General features: G+C 34.8%; 5 protein-coding genes. 1 reads left to right on the forward strand and 4 read right to left on the reverse strand.

The genetic code is table 11. The features are described from left to right. Positions 1-76: 76 nt before the first annotated feature. Positions 77-490: a hypothetical protein gene (locus ACH2CJ_RS18260; protein WP_394994974.1), complete on the reverse strand. Its 414-nt coding sequence runs from the start codon at positions 488-490 to the stop codon at positions 77-79. Between the two features lie 49 nt (positions 491-539). After that, entirely contained in the window at positions 540-2015 is a 1476-nt protein-coding gene (locus ACH2CJ_RS18265) for a DUF1501 domain-containing protein (protein ID WP_394994976.1), read from the reverse strand. A 239-nt stretch (positions 2016-2254) separates the two neighbouring features. On the opposite strand from ACH2CJ_RS18265, the gene ACH2CJ_RS18270 reads away from it, so the two are divergent. Continuing rightward, complete coding sequence (locus ACH2CJ_RS18270) at positions 2255-2665, forward strand: OsmC family protein (RefSeq protein ID WP_394994977.1); 411 nt, start codon at positions 2255-2257, stop codon at positions 2663-2665. Positions 2666-2803: 138 nt separating this feature from the next. On the opposite strand, the gene ACH2CJ_RS18275 is transcribed toward ACH2CJ_RS18270, so the two are convergent. Both ACH2CJ_RS18275 and ACH2CJ_RS18280 read right to left on the reverse strand, forming a co-directional pair. Further along, positions 2804-3988 carry a glycosyltransferase family 9 protein gene (locus ACH2CJ_RS18275; protein WP_394994979.1) on the reverse strand — a complete coding sequence of 395 codons (1185 nt, stop codon included), beginning with the start codon at positions 3986-3988 and terminating at the stop codon, positions 2804-2806. Further along, positions 3975-4486, reverse strand: a 512-nt coding sequence (locus tag ACH2CJ_RS18280; RefSeq protein WP_394994982.1) for a glycosyltransferase family 9 protein, incomplete at its 5' end; no start/stop codon positions are given. The genes ACH2CJ_RS18275 and ACH2CJ_RS18280, both read right to left, overlap by 14 nt.

A 4486-nucleotide genomic window follows, 5' to 3' on the forward strand; every position in this document is an offset into this window, starting at 1 on the left:
TCATTCCCTTCTATGCCAAATTATATATGCAAACTTGATAAAAATGATTTAAATAAAATTGTACTTATCTAAGATTTTATCGCAAAATTCGCATTATTAAGTTACAGGCAATCGAACCGCCTAATGAAGCGATTATAACACCTAAATAAGTGCTGGTATAATAGCCGCTTTGTTGCTTGTTGCGATTGCTCAGATTGGCAATAATATAAATTGTAGGAATAAAACTAATAGCTTGTGCGATACCAGTGAAAGTTTTATATCTTTTATAATGAAAATTCACCTCGGCATTGTTTAGCTCAAAAAAAGGTACTTCGAGGGCATTATAACCACTCAATTTTCGGTCTCCATAAAAATATACACCACTGACTTTTTGTAGAGGTTTCAAATAATATAATTTTCGAGTAATATTTGTATTATAATATGACGAATCTTTTTGCCCAAAAAGATTCAAACAAACGCTTAAAAATAGGAGTGTGGTAAGTATTTTCATTTGAATGTGTTTTTTTGAATCATCATTTTACTAATTGCACTACATTTATTTATGCTAAAATAGGTTTGATAACTTTTCCTGCTACATCGGTCAATCTGTATGGGCGACCTTGAAAAGCATAAGTCAGTTTTTCGTGGTCAAAGCCCATTAGATGCAGAATAGTTGCCTGCAAATCGTGTACGTGCGTGCGGTCTTTTATGCCATAATATCCTAAATCGTCGGTTTCTCCAAAAGTCATACCCTTTTTCAAGCCACCACCTGCCATAAAGACAGTAAAAGCATCTAAATGATGGTCACGTCCTTTGAATGGCAGTGTTTGTCCGTCACGGTTTTCTTGCATGGGCGTTCTTCCAAATTCTCCGCCCCAAACTACTAATGTTTCGTCGAGCAAACCTCTCATTTTTAGGTCTTTCAGTAAACCTGTTACCGCTTGGTCGGTTGTTCTGCATAAATCTTTGAAACCACCATCTAACGCCAACTCTTTACTTGTACCATGAGCATCCCAACCCCAATGAAAAAGTTGTACAAATCGCACACCATTTTCTACTAATCTCCTTGCTAACAGGCAGTTATTAGCAAAAGATCCTTCGCCTGGTACAGCCCCGTACATATTTCTTACCCATTCGGGTTCTTTGCTTGTATCCATAACTTCGGGTACTGAAACCTGCATTCGAAATGCCATTTCGTATTGCGAAATTCGGGTCAAAATTTCAGGATCTTGTACTGCTTCGTATTGCTGCATATTTATCTCATTTATTGCTTCAATTGTTTGTTTTCTAATATCTCGACTCATGCCATGAGGGTCGGAAACATACAGCACGGGGTCGCCACCTGTACGGCATTGTACGCCTTGATATATTGAAGGAAGAAAGCCATTTCCCCATACACTTTTACCTGCATCGGGGCTACGTCCGCCCGAAGATAATACAATAAATCCTGGGAGATTTTGATTTTCTGAACCTAAACCATAAACCGACCAAGCACCCATACTCGGACGACCCAAACGTGGGCTGCCTGTGTGCATCAATAACTGAGCAGGAGCATGGTTAAACTGATCGGTATACATGGCTTTCAAGAAAGTCAGGTCGTCGGCAACTTCGGGTAAAAAGGGGAGAAAATCTGAAATTAAAGCCCCAGAATTTCCGTGTTGGTTAAACTTTCCAATTGAACCAAGCATTTTTGGAACGCCTCTGATAAATGCAAACTTTTTTCCTTCAAGAAATTCCTGCGGACAGTCTTGTCCATCAAATTTTTGGAGAGCGGGTTTATAATCAAATAATTCTAATTGTGAGGGAGCTCCCGCCATGTGAATATATATCACTTGTTTAACTTTCGGAGTAAAATGTGGCGTTTTTGGAAACATTAGGTCATTCTGTGCTTGATTAGGGGCGTTTTTTGCTAAGCAACCGCCCATCATTGAGCCAAATGCCATTGCTCCCAAACCTGTGGTGCAAGTTTGTAGAAAATGCCGACGAGTTTGGTATTCGGCTTCTTTTTGTAGAAATTCTTTGATTAACTTTTGCATTGGGTTGAATTTTGACACTAAGTTACAAAAGTTTTTGTATAGACAAGTTGAGAAATAGTATTTACGATTTTAGATTTATGAATGGTATAAATTTTCACAATCATCGGTTATGACTTTATTCCGAATGTAATTACTTCCAAAATAATATTTTCTAAAAGAAAACATTTAATTCGGAACGCATTTTTTAGAGCAAATGTTTTTATTTGGAATGAAGTATTTAACTCAAATTTTAGCAAAAAATGAAACGTAATGCAACCGCCGTTTGGCAAGGTACGGGTAAAGAAGGAACAGGACATCTTACTACGCAAAGTACAATTTTAAACAAAACGCAATATTCATTTAATAGTCGTTTTGCTGAAGGAATCGGTACAAATCCTGAAGAATTAGTAGCTGCTGCACACGCAGGATGTTTTACTATGAAACTAAGCTTCAATCTTTCTGGAGCTGGTTTTACACCCGAAAACTTAGAAACAAAATGTGAAATTACACTTGACAATGGAGCTATTACAAATTCTCATTTGGTTTTGAGTGCTACTGTTCCTGGTATTTCTAAAGAAAAATTTGACGAACTTGTTGCCGATGCTGAAGCAAATTGTCCCATTTCAAAATTGTACAATACAAGCATTTCTGTTGAGGCAACGCTTTTATAAGCAAAATTATAATGAAGTATTGAGCATTTTTAATGGTTTGTAGCCACTTATTGGCATAAAAAAAGAGAACATTTGTTCTCTTTTTTTATTTTAAAATAATTGACGTTGATGCACTCGATTGGTCTATAATAAAGTTGATTATTTTAAAAAATCTATAATGGCGGTCATTTCATTTTCATTATTAAAAATCTCGTTCAAATTTTCAACGTAGTGACTGAAAAATGCCGCTCGTTGTAAATTAACTGAGCAGCTCGGAAAATGGTCATGAAGCAATAAAGTAGCCTTATTATTTAAAGGGAAAAACTGGTACCCTGTTGCATTTTTTGAAATAACGAGGGTTTTACAAAAAATTGAACACAGATGAGATGGGAACGAATCTAAAGTGATGGCAGCATGAGCAATTTGTGGTAAAGTTGCCACTTCTGATAAAGGTATTTTCTGGGTAAAAGATATTCTATTACCGAAGTTTGGAAGTTGCTCTTGAAGTTCGTGAAAAAGTGTTTCTGTGAATTTCTTTTCTCCGCAAAGAAGTAAATGGTGAGAACTTTTTTCTAAAATTTGGTGGCAAAGGTTTATCCAAAAAACGTTATCAAACATTTTGATTTCGGCTCCAGATTCAGGAAAAATTAGCAATGAATTGGATGCGTTTTCTATCTTTTTCTCTATTTTTTCTTTATTTTCACTCTTAAATGGCAAATATGCCTTAACATCCGATAAATTAGTTTCAACATCAATTTCTTTCAATAATATCGCTATCATATCATACGAATGAAATGGATTGTCGGGTAAAAAAAACTCTTTTTCCAGTAAGCCTCCATAGCCCCTTGAACCAAATCCATAGCTATGTTTTACTTTAATAAATGGTAAAATCCAATGCGATACAGCTCCTGAATTTCGGACATCAATAGAAAAATCGTAAGTTTCCTTTTTGAGGTTTTTTACAGCCGAACGAGCAGTTTTAAAGTGATTTACTATTTTTTTAAACTCACTTATGGGCGAACGATTGGTCATAAAATGGTTCTGAATGATAATATTCCTAACATTTGGGTTTTCATTAAAAATGAATTTACACCACTCGCCACAAACTACATCAATAACGATATTGGGATACTGTTTTTTTATTTCAGGAAAACAATAAGACATAATTAGTGCATCGCCTAAATGTCCTGAATTAAAAAACAATAGCTTTGGATAAGGATTTGATTGTAGTTTTTTTAGGCTTGGTTTATAAATAAAACGAGCGTATATATCAACAAAAATATCTTTCAACCAAAGGAAATACAACACTCGCCGTAAAGCACAATACTTTCTATATATCATCATGAATTTTTTTAGTAATCAACTCTTTTACATCCTCTGTCTCAATATTTTCTTGATATAAAATAGTAACATTTGACCGCCCGAATGCTAATCCAATGCTTGGTTTTTGGTTATGAATCAAATAAACTGGAAAGTTTGCTATAGGAAAAAATGGTAAACCAGTTCCTTTAAAAAGTGTAATCGTTTTACAGAAAATACAGCACAAATGTACTGGGAAAGAGTCAAGTGTAAGGGCAAAAACAGCATTTTTAGATAAAAAGGCAATTTCAATAATATTTATTTTGGAAGAAGTATCAATTATTTTATTTTTATGGGTGTCGGCAACCAAACTCAAAATTTGATTTGATAGATTGGTTTGTCCACACATCAAAACTGATAAATTATTTTCTTGCAAGATATTACCAATTATTTTTGCCCAAAAATCAACTCGAATTTGCTTTTGTTCACCACCTGTTTCAGGAAAAAGCATTAAATACGGTGTATTTGGCAAAGCTATTTTTT

Origin of the sequence: Emticicia sp. (assembly GCF_043780375.1) — a bacterium.
In the GTDB taxonomy this organism is placed as follows: domain Bacteria; phylum Bacteroidota; class Bacteroidia; order Cytophagales; family Spirosomataceae; genus Emticicia.

Excerpts from the sequence above, each read along its gene's own strand:
- ACH2CJ_RS18270 (WP_394994977.1), top strand. The coding sequence starts at position 2,255 with ATGAAACGTAATGCAACCGCCGTTTGGCAAGGTACGGGTAAAGAAGGA.
- ACH2CJ_RS18260 (WP_394994974.1), bottom strand. The coding sequence starts at position 490 with ATGAAAATACTTACCACACTCCTATTTTTAAGCGTTTGTTTGAATCTT.
- ACH2CJ_RS18275 (WP_394994979.1), bottom strand. The coding sequence starts at position 3,988 with ATGATGATATATAGAAAGTATTGTGCTTTACGGCGAGTGTTGTATTTC.
- ACH2CJ_RS18265 (WP_394994976.1), bottom strand. The coding sequence starts at position 2,015 with ATGCAAAAGTTAATCAAAGAATTTCTACAAAAAGAAGCCGAATACCAA.